Genomic DNA, 14,999 nt, shown 5'->3' with positions numbered 1-14,999 from the left:
CCGAACCGACTGATGAGCGCGTCAGCAAGCCCACGATATGGTCGGTTCGGCGACACATCCGTCGGTCCGGATCAACACGGCGGTGAGAGTTGAGACCGTGGCAAGCACCGGAAGTTGCCAGTCGCCAACATATTTCGCGTCGATCGACCGAACCCGATCCGCCCGACGAGGTACCGCGCGCGTAGCAGCCGGCCGTCCGCCGGCTCGACGTCAGCGCCGGTGGCGGTGACACTTCGATACCGTCGGAGCCGTGGAAGCGGGCCGTGCCGATATCGTAGCCCCCAGTCACCGCTGGGGACTTGGGGCCTTCTTGGTCGTCGAGCTGGTATTCCTGGTCGCCTCGACTTCGTTAGCGGTTGTCCTTACCGGTCACGGCCCGGTGTCTGCCGGGGTGCTGGCCCTTGCGCTAGCCGCCCCCACGGTGGTCGCCGCCGGGCTGGCCATCCTCATCACCAGGCTCCGCGGCAACGGCCCCCGCACCGACTTGCGGCTGCGCTGGTCGTGGCGCGGACTGCGGCTCGGGTTGATGTTCGGTTTCGGCGGAATGCTGGTCACGATTCCGGCGTCGCTGGTCTACACCGCTATCGTTGGGCCAGAAGCGAATTCCGCTGTAGTAAGGATTTTCGGTGGCGTTCGGGCGTCCTGGCCGTGGGCGCTGGTCGTCTTTCTGGTCGTGGTGTTCGTCGCGCCACTGTGCGAAGAGATCATCTACCGCGGGCTGCTCTGGGGTGCTGTGGATCGGCGCTGGGGTCGGTGGGCGGCGCTGGTGGTTACCACCGTGGTCTTCGCATTGGCCCATCTCGAGTTCGCCCGAGCTCCACTGCTGGTGGTGGTGGCCATCCCGATCGCGCTGGCACGGTTCTATTCCGGCGGTCTACTGGCCAGCATCGTCACGCACCAAGTGACCAACCTATTGCCCGGGATCGTATTGCTGCTTGGTCTGACTGGCGCCATATCGTTGCCCTGAGCAGGCGCGAGACGGTCTCCTCGCAATGTTGGTTACGTATGTTTATGTGATATGTCTTCAACATAGGAGGCCGTCGTGTCGGTGACCCAGATCGACCTCGACGACGAAGCGCTGGCCGATGTGATGCGCATCGCCGCCGTGCACACAAAGAAGGAAGCCGTGAACCTCGCGATGCGCGATTACGTCGAACGGTTTCGGCGCATCGAGGCCCTGGCCCGCTCGCGCGAGTAGGCGAAAGGCTGGGACTACAAGGGCTGGGTGGCCGCGCGGGACGACGAGAAGGCCCTCGGGATTTGATCTATTTCCTGGTGGATTCCTCAGCGGTTTGGCGGCTGCAACGACAACCGGAACCCACCGAGGCCTGGAACTCCGCGCTGCTCAGCGGGCCGTCGGGTCGTGCGAACCGCAACGAGCCGAGTTCTGCCGATCAGCGCGGAATGCGGACGAGTTCGACCAGATGAGCCGGATGTTTGGTGACGTCTACCCCGATGTGCCAGTGCCGAAATCCGTGTGGCGGTGGATCGATTCGGCACAGCACCGCCTCGCCCGGGCGGGAGCGGTGGGTGCCCTGTCGGTTGTCGATCTGCTGATCTGCGACACTGCGGCGGCCAGGGGCCTAGTAGTCCTCCACGACGATGCCGACTACGAACTCGCAGAGCGTCACCTTCCCGACATCAGAGTGCGGAGGGTCGTCAGCGCCGACGACTAGCGGTTTCCTCTGGAGAAGGCAGGACAAGGAGACACGCATGGCTGATGTGCCGCTCGATACACGAGAGCGCCTCGAAATGTGTGATCCACTCGACGAGCCCGGCTCTTCCCACGCTGCTCGAGGGCCGTCGCCTGTGCGTCGGTGACGGCCTGACATGTCTGGATTGTGCTCCGGGAGCGCCTTGATCAGCGGCCCAAGCACTTCGCGGACTGTGCCACCTACGCGAGCCGCCAACGGAAGGTCGGCAGCAGATACAAACGTTGCGTGATCAGCTCCCGAACAGGCGCCGCCTCCAGCGGCCGACCCGATTCGGTCTCCGGGTGATATGCGGCAAGTTACGCGAAATCATCCGATTGCGGCGGTCCGGCGGTCGCATCCCCGCGCGCCTTACTGGCCGATTTCGTGCACCGCGTACTTGTGCGTGCCCTCGAGATCGTCGAGGATCGCCGCCTGGGCCTTTTTGGGCAGCGTGTGCAACATCTCGCGAACCCGAGCCTGACGCCGGGCGACCGCTTTGCGCTCCGGCATGCCCGGTGTCGCGCTGATCTGCGGCGGCACGCCCTCGATTTCCTCGACACCGCCCGCGTGGTGGCCGGCATCGAGCAGGGCCTGCTCTTCGGCCATGGTGGCCTCGTCCTTCTCCTCGGACATGCCGATCGGGCCGATGCGCCGGCCGTTGAGGAACTGCCGCACCACCGGCTCGTCGCTGGTGAGTAGCACCTCCCGCGGCCCGAACATCACCAAATGCTTGCGGAACAACATGCCCATGTTGTCCGGCACGGTGCGGGCGATGTTGATGTTGTGCGTCACGATCAGGATGGTGGCGTCGATCTGGGCGTTGATGTCCATGATCAGCTGGCTCAGGTAGGCGGTACGAACCGGGTCCAGACCCGAGTCGGGCTCGTCGCAGAGAATGATCTGCGGGTCAAGGACCAGGACACGCGCTAGGCCGGCACGCTTACGCATCCCGCCGGAGATCTCGCCGGGGAACTTCTTCTCGTCCCCACCCAGGCCGACTAGGGCCAGCTTCTCCATGACGATGTCACGGATCTCGCTTTCCTTTTTCTTGGTGTGCTCACGCAGGGGGAACGCGGTGTTGTCGTAGAGGTTCATCGACCCGAACAGGGCACCGTCCTGAAACAGCACGCCGAACAATGTGCGGATCTCGTAAAGCTCCTTGGCCGAGCATTCGATGATGTCGGTGCCGTCGATGATGATCGAGCCGCGCTCCGGCCGCAGGAGGCCGATCAGAGATTTCAGAAACACCGATTTGCCGGTACCCGATGGGCCCAGCAGCACGCTGACCTCCCCGGCGGGGATCGTTAGCGTGACATCTTCCCAGATCCTCGAGGACCCGAAGGACTTCGTTAGTCCGTTGACCTCGATGCTGACGCCCATGGGAAACCCTTCTGTCGACGCTCGTGGCTGCCACCGGCCCGTTGTGTGGTATGAGTCACTGTATCGCACCCGAGGCGCCGTCAGGTGGTCGGCGCCCAGTTGCCGTGGAAGCCCATCGGCACACGCTGTGGCAGGTGCACGGTGGCGATCGACTCGAGAGTCTGGGCATCCAGCAAGAGCAGCTGGCCTTCGTCGCGGCCGCGGTGCCAGCCGTAGCCCATGAGAATCCCGTCATCTTCTGCACGCGCCGACGGGTTCGGCACGAACACCATCTCGCCGATCAGCAGGTCGGGATCGAGCGAGGCGACCGTGCTGGACCCGGTCACGCAGTCCTGTTTATACAGCGGAGTCGACAACGCAGCGCCGGCGCCGACGAGAAACCCACCCTCGATGCCGACGGTGTAGGCGAAGCGATGCGGCCCACCCACCAGAGTCTCGTTGATGCGGGGAAACTCCTGCGCCCGATCGTCGCGGCATTCGGCGGTCACCGCACCGGTCGCCAGGTTGATGGTCCAGCGATCCAGCGAGGGCCGGCTGTCACCGCCGGGACCCCGCCGGTCGCGATCAAACATCCGTGAGTAGCGCACCACGTCCAACACCAGCACCTCAGCGCCGTTCCGGCACTCCGAGTAGGCGTTAAGTGGGTGGTATACGTAGCAGGGTTCGATGTCGAACCACCGCACGTCCTCGTTGCCACCCTCGCGCGGCATGACACCGACGCGCGCCGGGTAGCTGGGGTTCCAGGCGTACGGGAGGCGATCGGAGTGACCCTGCATCCGGTTGCCCAACGCCGCTATCGGGTCGGGGATGCGGACACGGCCCAGGACCGACTGGATCACCAACCTGGCGGGCCGTTGCAGCCAGCGTGGCACGGACGCCGGCACCACCTGCATTGGGTCGAAGGTCACCGGCAGGTCGTAGATCACCACGTAGTTGTCGGTCAGGGAGAAGCTGTGCATCATCGGCGATCCCGCCACCTCGATATCAACCGTCCGACGAGCGTGTCCGTCGGTGCCGATCACCGAGTACTGCACTCTGTGTCCGCGGGCGAACGAGTAGGACACCGCGTGCAGTTCACCCGTGTGCGGATCACGCTGCGGATGGGCGGTGTAACCGCCGTGCAGGGTGCCGTCGAAGTCACAGGGTCCCACGGTGTCCAGCTCATCGGTGAGTTCGTAGTTGACCACGCCGGCCTCAACCAAGGCCAGGGTGCGTCCGGCGTGGGTCAGCACGTTGGTGTTGGGACCGCCCTCGATAATCCCGGTGCGCGGGTGAGGCCGGGCCGAAATGGGCTCGCCCAGGGCGGCGCACACCGCGGGTGTGCGGACCCAGCGATTGCGATACCAGCGGGCCTTCCCGTCGCGCAGCGCGACTCCGTGCACCATGGCGTCGCCGGTGAACCAGTGGTAGGTGGCCGGGTCGACCTCCGCGACCGGGTTGGGGCCGTTACGCAGATAACGCCCGTCGAGGTGTTCCGGAATGCGGCCGGTGACCGGCAGGTCGGTGGCAGTTACCTCGGTGCTCACCGGCGCCAGGAAGCCCTCGAGATATGGGTTTTGGGATTCGGCGGCTTGTGCGGTGGTCATGCCGATCTCCTATAACATTGTTATTTCACTGGTATTGGAACGGTACGCCCTTGGTGAGAACATGGCAAGGATGACCTCGCAGACCGGTGTTCGCGACGAGCTGCTGCACGCCGGCGTGCGACTGCTCGACGATCACGGGCCCGACGCGCTGCAGACCCGCAAGGTGGCCGCCGCAGCAGGCACCTCGACGATGGCGGTGTACACCCATTTCGGCGGGATGCGCGGACTGATCGCCGCCATAGCCGAAGAAGGGCTACGCCAGTTCGATGTCGCGCTGACGGTCCCGCAGACCGCCGATCCGGTCGCCGACCTGCTGGCCATCGGCACCGCCTACCGGCGCTACGCCATCGAGCGCCCGCACATGTACCGGCTAATGTTCGGCAGCACCAGCGCACACGGCATCAACGTGCCAGCGCGCGACGTGTTGACCCTCAAGGTTGCCGAGATCGAACACCAGCACCCCAGTTTCGCGCATGTGGTGCGAGCGGTGCACCGGTGCCTGCTGGCCGGCCGGTTCGCGACCGCGCTTGGAGCCGACGACGACACGGCAATAGTTGCCACCGCGGCGCAGTTTTGGTCACAGATCCACGGCTTCGTGATGCTCGAGCTGGCCGGCTTCTACGGCGATCGAGGCGCGGCCGTCGAACCGGTGCTCGCCGCGATGACGGTGAACCTGCTTGTCGCGCTGGGAGATTCACCCGAGCGGGCGCAGTGTTCGCTACGGGCCGAGCAGACGCAAAAGAACACGCTGGGCAGAGCTACTTGACGGTGACGGTGGCGCCGGCGGCCTCCAGCTTGGCCTTGGCCTCGTCGGCGGCCTCCTTGGCGACCTTCTCCAGCAGCGGCTTGGGCGCGCCGTCGACCAGGTCCTTGGCCTCCTTGAGGCCCAGGCCGGAAACGATCTCCCGGACCACCTTGATGACGCCGATCTTCTTGTCGCCGGCGGCCTCAAGGATCACGTCGAACTCGGACTGCTCCTCGGCAGCCTCGACGGCGGCACCGGCCGGGGCGGCACCGGCGGCGGCGACGGCGACTGGAGCGGCGGCGGTGACCTCGAAGGTCTCCTCGAACTTCTTGACGAAGTCGGAGAGCTCCAACAGGGTCATTTCCTTGAACGCGTCCAGCAGTTCGTCGGTGGAGAGCTTTGCCATGATGGGCGGTCCTTCCTGGTGTGGGGTACTGGGTGACTACTCGGCTGAGTCTGGGCCTGGGCAGGCCTTCTTTTCCTGCAGGGCGGCCGCGAGCCGGGCCAGCTGCGAGGCCGGCGCGTTGAACAACCCGGCCGCCTTGGCCAGGTTGCCCTTCATCGCACCGGCCAGCTTGGCCAGTAACACCTCGCGGGACTCCAGGTCGGCGATGCGCTCGACTTCGGCCACGGTCAATGGGTGGCCGTCCATGTAGCCGCCCTTGATGACCAGCGCCTTGTGCTCCTTGGCGAAGGTCTTGATGGCCTTGGCGGCGTCGACCGGCTCACCGGTGACGAACGCGATCGCGGTGGGGCCCACAAACAGTTCGTCGAGGCCCTCGATGCCGGCCTCGGAGGCCGCCCGCTTGATGAGTGTGTTTTTGGCCACCGCGTAGGTCGCCGACCCCGTCAGAGACCTGCGTAGCTCGGCCAGGTTGGCCACCGTCAAGCCGCGGTATTCGGTGATCAACGTCGCGGTCGACTCCTTGAACTGCGCTGCGATGTCTGCGACGGCGGTGGCCTTGTCAGCCCTGGCCATGCATACCTCCTGACGGTGCAAGTCTGGTGGCAGTCGGGGTACGACGTGCCGTCTGCGACCACCCGGGAACGACGAACGCCCCGACGCAGGAAGCGGTCGGGGCGTGGAACTAGGCCGGCGCGCGCCGGCGGTGCTGCCTCGTCCTCCTGCGTGGGTCGCCGGGATGCTCCCGGACCTTCAACCGATTGCTCGGTGACCGACGGTCTTCGGTGGATCGGCAACCACAATAGCCTGGCCCGGTCCGGTCAGCCAAAACGGCGACACGTATCGCCGAGTGTGAATCCCGCGACGCCGCACCGGCGTGTCGCGTCGCCAGATTCACAATCGGCATTATGCGATGGCCGCGAGCCTGGCCGCACCCACCAGGCCGGCGGCGCCGCCCAGCTCGGCAGGCACCACCCGCAGGCCGGCCAGAAAGTCCAGCCGGGCGTGGTCGGCTAGCGCCGCACGTAACGGCTCGAACAGCAGGCGACCCGACTTGGCCACGCCGCCGCCGATGACGGCGAGATCCAAGTCGCACACGGCGCCCACCGAGGCGATCATCGCGGCCAGCGCCGCGGCGCCGCGGCGGAAGGCCCGCAGCGCCACCGGGTCTCCGGCCCCAGCCGCCTCGGCCAGCTCTTTGGCGCCGGCCCCGGGCGGCGCGGACCAGCCGTTGGCCCGCGCCCAGCGCGCCAGCGACGGGCCGGACGCGATGGTCTCCACACAGCCACGCCCCCCGCACGGGCACGGCGAGCCATCCGGATCCACCACCACGTGGCCGACGTGACCGGCGTTGCCGGTGCGGCCGAGACAGGGGGCGCCGTCGAGCACCAACCCGCCGCCCACCCCGGTGGACACCACCAAACCCAACAGAAAGCGCGCACCCCGTCCGGCTCCCAGCCAGTGCTCGCCGAGCGCCATGCACACCCCGTCACCCCCCAGCCGCACCGGAACCCCCGGGACCGCGGCGGCGACCCGATCCCGCAGCGGAAAGCCGCCCCAGGATCCGATGTTGATCGGGCTGACGCGGCCGCTGTGTAGGTCGATAGGACCGGCCGAGGCGATCCCCACACCACCGACCGCGCCCCCCGCCACGCCGAGCGCGTCGGCGATCATCTCGGCGACCGCGGCCCAGACCTGTTCGGCTCCGCCATACGCCGGGGTGGGACGTTGGGCGGTGTGCACCAACGTGCCGGCCGGGTCGGCCAGGCCCGCGGCGATCTTGGTGCCGCCGATGTCGAGGCAAAGGGTGAGCATCAGTGCCGGCGGGTGTTGTCGGGTTGGCGCGGGTCGCCGGGGTGCTCATAGCCGGGGGCCAGCACCACCAGGGCGTTCCGGCGCGCGTCCAGCCACACCCGGAAGGCGCGGCGGCGCGCGGCCCCCAACAGATGCTCGGTGATCGCGCGGCGCACCTGATCCAGCGGTGGGGCGGCCGCCGCCGGGGCACGCCAGCCGTGCTGGCCGGGACATGGCGCGGCGAACCGCAGCGGGTTGCGGGCATGGTAGTCGGCCACGGCGTCGTCGGTGACCGCGACCCGCGCGGTGACGGCGGCGAACAACGCCCGCGCCAAAGGATCCGCCAGCACCGCGGCGGCGACGCTGCCGATCTCCAGCCGAGCCGTCGCGTCGGGCAGCAGGTCCGCCTCGGCGGGGGCGCCCGCCGCGGTCAGACCACGTGCGGCGGCCTCGGCGGCTACCACCCGCTCGGTCACGATCAGTTGGGTGAGCCAGCGCCGCAGTTGGCGTCCCTCGCTGGTGCCGCTCGCCGGCAGCGCGGCCGCGCGCGGTCCGTCGCGCAGCCGCGCTTCGGCCGCGTCGACCTCGTCGACCGCTACCGCGACACCGGCGACGGTCGCGACCACCCGCTCGGCGACGATGCGCGCCGCGTCGCGGCGTGAGGAGGAGCCGGGCAATCGGCTTCGCCCGCTCATGTCACGCTCACCTTCACCGCCGGCGAATAGACCAACTGACCCGCGCAACCGACCCGAACCAGGGCCCACCACTGCCCGGGCTCCAGCCAGGCCGGCGGGGTCACATCGAAAGCCAGCTTGGCCATGCCCCGGGCGGGTAGCACGGCGCCGAGCGCGGGCGGGCCGATCCACTCCCAGGTGCCCCAGGGGCTGATCGAGTGCGCATCCAGGGCCAGCTCGGCGTGAGCGCGGCTGCCGATCGTCACCGCCAGCCGGGCCCGGTCGCCGGCGGCCAGCTCGATGTCGGCCGGCCCATCGACGAGGTAGACCAGCTCCTCCAGATCGGAGTCGGCGCCGACGGTGACCACGCACACGTCCTCGACCACCTGGCGCCAGGCGGCCGGTACCGCCGTGTCGACGACGCGCAGCTGCGCGCGGACCGGATACGGTCCCGGCGGCGCGCCGGCGGGAATGCTCAACGCGATGTCGGCCTGCAGGTGCGCCCCGCCGCCCAGCGTGAACGGCAACCGAGCCGGTGTGGCCGGCCAGCCGAGCGGACACACGACGTCGACCACGCCGCCCAGCACCGAATCGGTGCAGTCGCTGGCCGCGGTCAGGCGCAGCACCACGTCGTCACCGGGCTGGCCGCGCACCCGCCGCGGGTGCAGGTGGGCGACCGCGGGCAGCCCGCCCAGCGGCGCCGGGCCGCGGTTGTGCAGCCAATAGCGCGCGTACTGCGGCTGAGCGGTCTCGGCGTGCGGCGCCAACGCCACGTCGTCGGCCGCCAGCACGTTAGCCATATCAGCGGCCACGTCGAGCCGGGCCAGCACGGTGGCGACCTGATAGCCGTGCAGGTCGATGGACGACTTGCGCGCCCTTGCCATTGCGAGCGGCGTTTCCAGCAGGTCGGCCGGCCGGAGGGCGCCTACCTTGCCCAGCTCGCAGCCGATGGTGACCGGGGTGTCGGCTCCTGTCGTTTGCACCAATCGCAGCGCCACCGCGGCGGGTTGGACCGGCCGCGCGCTGCCGGCTGCCAGCGGGTTGCCGGCCGCCTTGAGCGCGCCCAGCTGCACCGAGTCGGCCGGCTCGACGTGCAGCAGCGAGCCGACCGCCGGCAGCTCGCCCTGTGGCCGTCGCGGCGCCACCGCAAGCAGCGGGTGGGAGAACTGCGCGCTGCGCGCCGGGATGCCGGCGCGCCGCCAATCGCCGCCGCCGCAGACAAGCGCGTAGTCGAAGTGGTGGGTCCAGTGCTGGAGTTGGAAATTCGAGCCATCCGGGGCGGTGCGTCGCGGCTGGTCGATCCAGACCCCGGAGGGCCAGCCGGTGCACGACCGCATCAGCGCGGTGTGCAGGGTGCCCTCGGAGTCGACGGCGAAGCTGGGCACCCCACGGTTGAGCAGCGCGACCGTGCGATCCTCGAACGGCTCCATTTGCGGCGCGGCCCGCTGGTGCACGACGATCTCGGCGTCGGCCAGGTCGTCGGCCAGCGACGCCACCGCGGCGCGCAGGTGCTTCTCGTCTCGGCCGTCGATCACCAGCACCGGCAGCGCGCACGGTGCCCGCAAGTCCGCGCCGGGCAGCCAGGCCCGCGCCAACGGGTTCGCGGCCGGCACCCACACCCTGGCCGTGCCGGTCTTCGCCAGCTGCCGCTGCAGTTCGGCGGTGTAGGCCGGGGCGGCCTCGGCCAGCACGGCCTTGGTGAACGTGTTGCGGTCCGGCCCACCGAGCGCGATCCTGGCGTCCGGCAGATTGGAATCGACATCGAGGTGGCCGTAGCGCGGCTTGTCGGCGCCGCTGCAGGTCGCGGTGACGCCCGCGCGGACCAGCGCGACCATCAGGTCGCGCGCCATCGGGCCGGACACCGTCTCCGTCGGCGACACCACCTCGGCCACCGACACCGCGCGCACCCCATCGCCGGCGCGTACCCGCACCGCCGAGGACAACCCGAACCAGCCGTAGGCCGGGTTGTCCAGGGTCCACGGATGCTGGGCGGTGTCCACCGATTCGGGCCCCTCGTGCAGCAACGCGAAACCCCGCCCGACGACGGCGTCCCCCACTTCGCTGATCGGCATGGCGCCGGGTACCGGACACGGCCAGCGCAGCCGCAGCAAGCGGTCTTCCCCGGTGAACTCGTCGATGCTGGTGCGGCAGTCCACCCGGTCGACGCCGTCCCACAAGGTGAGTGTCTGCGTGTAGCGCAGCAGGGTGCCGATCCGCCCCCGCACGACCAACCGCTGACCGAGCGGGCCGCGGTATGCCTGCACCTGCGCCGGGCATGCCGAGGAGCACACCACCGGCCCCGTGGGCAGTAGATGCCACGGACCCTCCCCCTGAGTCGGGTGCGACGGGTATTCCTCGTAGAGGGCCAGCTCGTTGGCTACCCGGCCGGCGGCGATCAGCTGGCGGCCGTCCTGCACCAGCGACGACAACGCCCCGCCACGCTCGGGGTCGACGGCCAGCCGATAGTGCTCGTTGGCGATGTCGGTGCCGGGTACCAATTCCCAGCCTGGCGCCTCGTCGGCGGGCACCAACCGGTAAACCCGCCAGCCCAGCGAGGGCACGTCGCACGCCAGCCAGGTGACCGACCGTCCGTCGTGCTCGACGAGCGCGGCCACCTCAGCCCCGTCGGGATCGAACACCCGCACGCCGGCCTGCAGCGGCGGGTCGACCCTGGCAGTGACGATGTCGGTGCGCCGCTGGGTCAGCGGGTTCCACACGACGACGCGATCGTGCGACGCGGCGACCGCGCCGGACAGCAACCGCAGCGAGTTGTCCCGGGCCGCGCGGCCCAGCTCCCACGCGTCACGCCACCCGGTCAGCAGGTCGAGGTAGACCTGGTCGGACTCCGAGCCGGTGATGGCGTCGTGGTGCGCACCGTAGGCCAGTTGCACCCACGCCTTGGCCAACGCCGCCTGCGGATACTCGGCGCCGGTCAGCAGCGCGGCGAACACCGCGAACCGCTCGGCTTCCAGGACGGCGTTCTCGGCGGCCCGGTTGGCTTGTTTGGTGTCGATGTAGGAGACGTCCTTGCCGGTGTAGATCGGGTTCATGTCGCGGGTCTGCGGCGACGGCACCCAACCACGCTTGGCCAGTTCGGCGCGCACCGCGGCGAAGAACTCCTTGGGCAGCGCGCACACGAAGCGCGGCCAGGTGTAGCGCGCACCCCAGTCGCGGTGGATGGCGGTGACCCACTTGTTCGGCGGGGTGTAGTCGGTGCCCACCGGCAGGAGCACGTTGCGGGTCAGCGCGACCTTTTTGAGCTGGTCGAACAGCGCGTAGGTGGCGGCCTCAGCGTCGGCCAGCGAGGTGGACGAGTCCATCGACCAGCCCGCCGAATAATGCGCCGGCATGTAATGGGTCAACAGGCCGCGACCCGACGGCGCGATCCACTCGAACTCGCTGCAAAACTGCATGCGGTCTACCCCGCCTTGGGCCGGACCCCACTGGTGGTGTGGCCCGCGGGCCCAGGAACTCGACGTCAGCCCGGCATCGGCGGCCAGCCCAGGAAATTGCGGGTCATGGCCGAACACGTCGAGCTGCCACGCGGTGGCCGGCTCGGCGCCCAGCACGTCACGCTGAAAACCGATGCCGTGCACCAGGTTTCGGATGGTGGTCTCCGGGCTGGTGAGGTTGGTGTTGGGTTCGTTGTAGGTTCCGCCCATCACTTCGATACGGCCATCGGCGAGGAACCGGCGCAGGTCGGCGCGGTCCTGCGGGTGGGTATCCCAGTACGGCTTGAGGTAGTCCACCTCGGCTAGCACGAACTTGTACTCGGGCTCGCGGCGCGCCATCTCCAGATGCGCGCGCACCAGCTCGAAGCCGTTGGCCTGGCGGGCTCGCCCGGGCGGGTCTTCGCGCCACTGGCTGGTATAGGCGCCCTGGGTGTTCCACCAGACCGGGTCGTAGTGGAAGTGGCTGATCATGAACATCGTCCAGCCGGGCTCGGCCACGGTGAACTCGAACGCCAGGCTCGGACCATCGGGGGTGTGTACCCGCGCGGTCCGCCGCTCACCGACGACCGGGGACTCAACCGCGACCGCAACCTCGATGACGTCGTCGCCGGGGCGGGCGGCCGCCTCGCCGGCCAAGCCGTCACCATGGATGCGGATCGGCGCCGGTTCGGTGCACCCGGTGACCGCGACGCGGACCAGCTGCAGCGGCGCATCCGACGGGCCGACGAAAAGCTCGGTCGATTCCGCCGAAACCACCCGCATGACCGCACCTTACGGCGACCAATCGTTGCGATAAAGGAACGCCTCCGGCCCAGCAGCGGGCCAACCGAGCGTCGCCGAATGTGTAATGAGGGCGGAAATCGGGCCGGATTTCCGCCCTCATTACACATTCGGCGACGCTTACCCAGCAAGTGAACGGGCTCACGTCAATTGGGAGCTGTCTGCCCCGGTTTGGCACACTGCTCAGATGGGTTCCACCACACACCGCGAGGTGGCCAAGCTTGACCGGGTACCGCTGCCGGTCGAAGCTGCCCGGGTGGCGGCCACCGGTTGGCAGGTCACCCGCACCGCCGTCCGGTTCATCGGCAGGCTCCCCCGAAAAGGGCCCTGGCAACAGAAGGTGATCAAGGAGCTCCCGCAGACCTTCGCCGATCTGGGACCGACATACGTGAAGTTCGGCCAGATCATCGCGTCCAGCCCGGGAGCATTCGGTGAGTCGCTGTCGCGGGAATTCCGCGGCCTGCTCGACCGGGTGCCGCCCGCAAAAACCGACGAGGTGCACAAGCTCTTCGTCGAGGAACTCGGCGACGAGCCGGCCCGGCTGTTCGCCTCCTTCGAGGAAGAGCCGTTCGCGTCGGCGTCCATCGCCCAGGTGCACTACGCGACCCTGCGCAGCGGCGAGGAGGTGGTGGTCAAGATCCAGCGGCCGGGCATCCGCCGCCGCGTTGCCGCCGACCTGCAGATCCTCAAGCGCTTCGCGCAGACCGTCGAACTGGCCAAGCTGGGCCGGCGGCTCTCGGCACAAGACGTGGTCGCCGACTTCGCCGACAACCTGGCCGAGGAGCTGGACTTTCGCCTCGAGGCGCAGTCCATGGAGGCCTGGGTCTCCCACCTACACGCCTCGCCGCTGGGCAAAAACATCCGGGTGCCGCAGGTGCACTGGGACTTCACCACCGAGCGGGTGTTGACGATGGAACGGGTGCACGGCATCCGCATCGACAACGCCGCCGCGATCCGCAAGGCCGGGTTCGACGGTGTCGAGCTGGTCAAGGCACTGCTGTTTTCGGTGTTCGAGGGCGGCCTGCGGCACGGGCTGTTCCACGGCGACCTGCACGCGGGCAACCTCTACGTCGACGAGGCGGGCCGCATCGTGTTCTTCGACTTCGGGATCATGGGCCGCATCGATCCACGCACCCGCTGGCTACTCCGCGAGCTGGTGTATGCGCTGCTGGTGAAGAAGGACCACGCAGCCGCCGGCAAGATCGTCGTGCTCATGGGCGCCGTCGGCACCATGAAGCCCGAGACCCAGGCCGCCAAAGACCTGGAGCGCTTCGCCACCCCGCTGACCATGCAATCGCTGGGCGACATGTCATATGCCGACATCGGCCGCCAGCTCTCGGCGCTGGCCGACGCCTACGACGTCAAGCTGCCCCGCGAGCTGGTGCTGATCGGCAAGCAGTTCCTGTACGTGGAGCGCTACATGAAGCTGCTGGCGCCGAGGTGGCAGATGATGTCGGACCCGCAGCTGACCGGATATTTCGCCAACTTCATGGTCGAGGTCAGCCGCGAACATCAATCCGACATCGAGGTTTAGGCGAGGTCTCGGTGGACATCCGTAGCGGCACCGCGGTCTCCGGTGATGTGAAGCTGTACTACGAGGACATGGGTGACCTCGACCACCCGCCGGTGTTGCTGATCATGGGCCTGGGCGCCCAGATGCTGCTGTGGCGGACCGACTTCTGCGCGCGGCTCGTCGCGAAGGGCCTGCGCGTCATCCGCTACGACAACCGCGATGTCGGCCTGTCCACCAAGACCGAGCGCCACCGCCCGGGACAGCCACTGGCCACGCGGTTGGTCCGGTCCTGGCTCGGTCTGCCCAGCCAGGCTGCCTACACGTTGGAAGACATGGCCGCCGACGCCGCGGCGTTGCTCGATCACCTCGACGTCAAGCACGCGCACGTCGTCGGGGCGTCGATGGGCGGCATGATCGCCCAGATTTTCGCCGCGCGATTCGCGCAGCGGACGAAAACCCTGGCGGTCATCTTCTCCAGCAACAATCACCGGTTTCTGCCACCGCCGGCGCCACGCGCGCTGCTGGCGCTGCTCACGGGTCCGCCGCCGGATTCGCCACGCGACGTCATTGTCGACAACGCCGTCCGGGTCAGCAAGATCATCGGCAGCCCGGCCTACCCGATTCCCGAAGACCAGGTACGAGCCGAGGCCGCCGAAAGCTACGACCGCAACTTCCATCCCTGGGGAATCGCCCAGCAGTTCAGCGCGATACTGGGCAGCGGCAGCCTGCTGCGCTACGACCGGCGCATCGTCGCACCGACCGTCGTCATCCACGGGCGCGCGGACAAGCTGATGCGGCCGTTCGGCGGCCGCGCGGTCGCGCGAGCAATCAACGGCGCGCGCCTGGTGCTCATCGACGGCATGGGCCATGACCTGCCCAGACAGCTGTGGGATCGGGTGATCGGCGAGTTGACGCGCAACTTCTCTGAGGCCGGCTGAGCCGGTCGGCGAGGCGTTGTACGGTTGGCGCGGGAGGTTG

The 14,999-nt window shown here is 68.5% G+C and carries 13 protein-coding genes; 6 read left to right on the top strand and 7 right to left on the bottom strand.

The window, feature by feature from the left end; all coding sequences use genetic code 11:
• Positions 1 to 250 precede the first annotated feature (250 nt).
• The 3 genes from FF952_RS03480 to FF952_RS03470 all read left to right on the top strand — a co-directional run bounded on the left by FF952_RS03480 (position 251) and on the right by FF952_RS03470 (position 1,676).
• Positions 251 to 967 (top strand): CPBP family intramembrane glutamic endopeptidase, encoded by a 717-nt coding sequence (locus tag FF952_RS03480; RefSeq protein ID WP_003903122.1) that lies wholly within the window; start codon positions 251 to 253, stop codon positions 965 to 967.
• 75 nt (positions 968 to 1,042) lie between these two features.
• Complete coding sequence (locus FF952_RS03475) at positions 1,043 to 1,198, top strand: type II toxin-antitoxin system VapB family antitoxin (RefSeq protein WP_003403368.1); 156 nt, start codon at positions 1,043 to 1,045, stop codon at positions 1,196 to 1,198.
• Positions 1,199 to 1,292: 94 nt separating this feature from the next.
• On the top strand, positions 1,293 to 1,676 hold the full coding sequence (locus FF952_RS03470; protein ID WP_003403365.1) for a ribonuclease VapC6: 384 nt from the start codon (positions 1,293 to 1,295) through the stop codon (positions 1,674 to 1,676).
• 387 nt (positions 1,677 to 2,063) lie between these two features.
• Here the strand turns inward: FF952_RS03470 and FF952_RS03465 are convergent, their stop codons facing one another.
• Positions 2,064 to 3,074, bottom strand: coding sequence for an ABC transporter ATP-binding protein (locus FF952_RS03465; protein ID WP_031653722.1), 1,011 nt, complete (start codon positions 3,072 to 3,074; stop codon positions 2,064 to 2,066).
• Between the two features lie 80 nt (positions 3,075 to 3,154).
• Positions 3,155 to 4,660, bottom strand: a complete 1,506-nt coding sequence (locus FF952_RS03460; RefSeq protein WP_003403360.1) for a carotenoid cleavage oxygenase — start codon at positions 4,658 to 4,660, stop codon at positions 3,155 to 3,157.
• A gap of 70 nt (positions 4,661 to 4,730) precedes the next feature.
• Here FF952_RS03460 and FF952_RS03455 point away from each other — a divergent pair, with 70 nt between their 5' ends.
• Entirely contained in the window at positions 4,731 to 5,426 is a 696-nt protein-coding gene (locus tag FF952_RS03455; protein ID WP_003403355.1) for a TetR/AcrR family transcriptional regulator, read from the top strand.
• Here the strand turns inward: FF952_RS03455 and rplL are convergent.
• The 5 genes from rplL to FF952_RS03430 all read right to left on the bottom strand — a co-directional run bounded on the left by rplL (position 5,419) and on the right by FF952_RS03430 (position 12,490).
• Entirely contained in the window at positions 5,419 to 5,811 is a 393-nt protein-coding gene (gene rplL / locus FF952_RS03450) for a 50S ribosomal protein L7/L12 (RefSeq protein WP_003403353.1), read from the bottom strand. The genes FF952_RS03455 and rplL overlap by 8 nt on opposite strands.
• 36 nt (positions 5,812 to 5,847) lie before the next feature.
• Positions 5,848 to 6,384 carry a 50S ribosomal protein L10 gene (gene rplJ / locus FF952_RS03445; RefSeq protein ID WP_003403341.1) on the bottom strand — a complete coding sequence of 179 codons (537 nt, stop codon included), beginning with the start codon at positions 6,382 to 6,384 and terminating at the stop codon, positions 5,848 to 5,850.
• A gap of 330 nt (positions 6,385 to 6,714) precedes the next feature.
• Complete coding sequence (locus FF952_RS03440) at positions 6,715 to 7,623, bottom strand: ROK family protein (protein WP_003403330.1); 909 nt, start codon at positions 7,621 to 7,623, stop codon at positions 6,715 to 6,717.
• Entirely contained in the window at positions 7,623 to 8,297 is a 675-nt protein-coding gene (locus FF952_RS03435; protein WP_003403326.1) for a DUF7158 domain-containing protein, read from the bottom strand. The genes FF952_RS03440 and FF952_RS03435 overlap by 1 nt, the downstream gene beginning before the upstream one ends.
• A complete protein-coding gene (locus tag FF952_RS03430; RefSeq protein WP_031653720.1) occupies positions 8,294 to 12,490 on the bottom strand; it encodes a glycoside hydrolase family 38 N-terminal domain-containing protein in 4,197 nt (1,398 codons plus the stop codon). The genes FF952_RS03435 and FF952_RS03430 overlap by 4 nt, the downstream gene beginning before the upstream one ends.
• A 205-nt stretch (positions 12,491 to 12,695) precedes the next feature.
• Between FF952_RS03430 and FF952_RS03425 the strand changes: the two genes are divergently transcribed.
• Both FF952_RS03425 and lipG read left to right on the top strand, forming a co-directional pair.
• The gene (locus FF952_RS03425; RefSeq protein ID WP_003904450.1) at positions 12,696 to 14,042 is read left to right on the top strand and encodes an ABC1 kinase family protein; all 1,347 of its coding nucleotides are present in this window, start codon (positions 12,696 to 12,698) and stop codon (positions 14,040 to 14,042) included.
• Between the two features lie 11 nt (positions 14,043 to 14,053).
• Positions 14,054 to 14,959 carry a lipase/esterase LipG gene (lipG, locus tag FF952_RS03420; protein ID WP_003403314.1) on the top strand — a complete coding sequence of 302 codons (906 nt, stop codon included), beginning with the start codon at positions 14,054 to 14,056 and terminating at the stop codon, positions 14,957 to 14,959.
• Positions 14,960 to 14,999: the final 40 nt, after the last annotated feature.

The organism is Mycobacterium tuberculosis complex sp. N0072, assembly GCF_030323725.1.
Lineage (GTDB): Bacteria > Actinomycetota > Actinomycetes > Mycobacteriales > Mycobacteriaceae > Mycobacterium > Mycobacterium tuberculosis.
Note: the sequence above shows the minus strand (reverse complement) of the source record. Positions and strands in the feature narration are given on the sequence as shown.